Genomic DNA, 1,007 nt, shown 5'->3' with positions numbered 1-1,007 from the left:
GAACCACCCGATCCCATGCCGAACTCGGAAGTGAAACCGCTTAGCGCCGATGGTAGTGTGGAGTCTCTCCATGCGAGAGTAGGTCATCGTCAGGCACTTACACTGAAGAAACCCCGGCCCTTACAGGCCGGGGTTTTTTTATGGCTGGACGAAAGACCGGCCACAGCCCCGCTAATGGCGCCGGATGCATGGCATCAGGAAGATGGCACTGGGTAGATCGGGGCGGCGTGTTCGCGGCCGCCTTGCCGGCCGGGCACCCTATCTTGGCGGGCCTAGCCGGCGACGACGACCACCAGCGACTTCTCCCCAGAAGCGACGTAAGAAGCGACGGTGCTCATCCCGGGCGCTTCTCTGCGCCTTCTCCGTCCTTTCCGCCTACTCCGGTCGCTGACGCGGCCAGAGCTCTTATGCAGCATTCTTATATGATGACTCAGTGCATTAGCCTTACAGGTGGGTCATATGCGCCTGTACGGCGCAGGCGCTTGGAGTGAAGGCGCTATGGGTAGAGTCACAGCGCCAGGACGGCTATGGTGGGTAGACTGACACTCGTCAGGTATGGCAACCATGATTCAGGAGGGCAACATCATGAACGTGAAGCTTACGGAAAAGCTGAAGGGCAAGTTTGGCATCATGCTGCTGGTAGCCATGATGGCTGTTGCCATCACTGGTTGTGAGGAAGAAGGCCCGGCGGAACAAGCCGGTGAGGAGATCGATAACGCCATGGAGGACACGGGCGAAGCGATCGAAGACGCCGGTGAGAGCGTCGAAGAAGCCGCCGATGAGGCGCAGTCCGAGTACTGAATCAGTTGAGCTGATGCCGAGTGATGGCTCGAGCTTCGATCGAGCGAGGCATTAACCAAAAAAGGCCGGGCAATCGCCCTAATGCCAGTCAGTTAACGCTGACTGGCATTTCTCTTGGTCGGGTACTTCTGGGGTCGGCGCCTGACTGATCGGGGGTAAGATCGCTCGCGTCGCTCAGGCAGGACGAAGGCAGGCGCCATCTCCAG

The 1,007-nt window shown here is 59.2% G+C and carries 1 protein-coding gene and 1 rRNA gene; both read left to right on the top strand.

Annotated features, from left to right (window positions below):
* Window positions 1-95 (top strand): 5S ribosomal RNA (rrf, locus tag HF027_RS15435); the annotation flags it as partial.
* Window positions 96-585: 490 nt separating this feature from the next.
* A complete protein-coding gene (locus HF027_RS15430; protein ID WP_168017157.1) occupies window positions 586-801 on the top strand; it encodes a hypothetical protein in 216 nt (71 codons plus the stop codon).
* Window positions 802-1,007 lie beyond the last annotated feature (206 nt).

The sequence above is a fragment of the Halomonas salinarum genome, assembly GCF_012062845.1.
In the GTDB taxonomy this organism is placed as follows: domain Bacteria; phylum Pseudomonadota; class Gammaproteobacteria; order Pseudomonadales; family Halomonadaceae; genus Onishia; species Onishia salinarum.
This window is presented reverse-complemented; position numbering and strand designations above follow the sequence as displayed.

Coding starts and splice junctions, on each gene's coding strand:
- HF027_RS15430 (WP_168017157.1), top strand. CDS start 586: ATGAACGTGAAGCTTACGGAAAAGCTGAAGGGCAAGTTTGGCATCATG.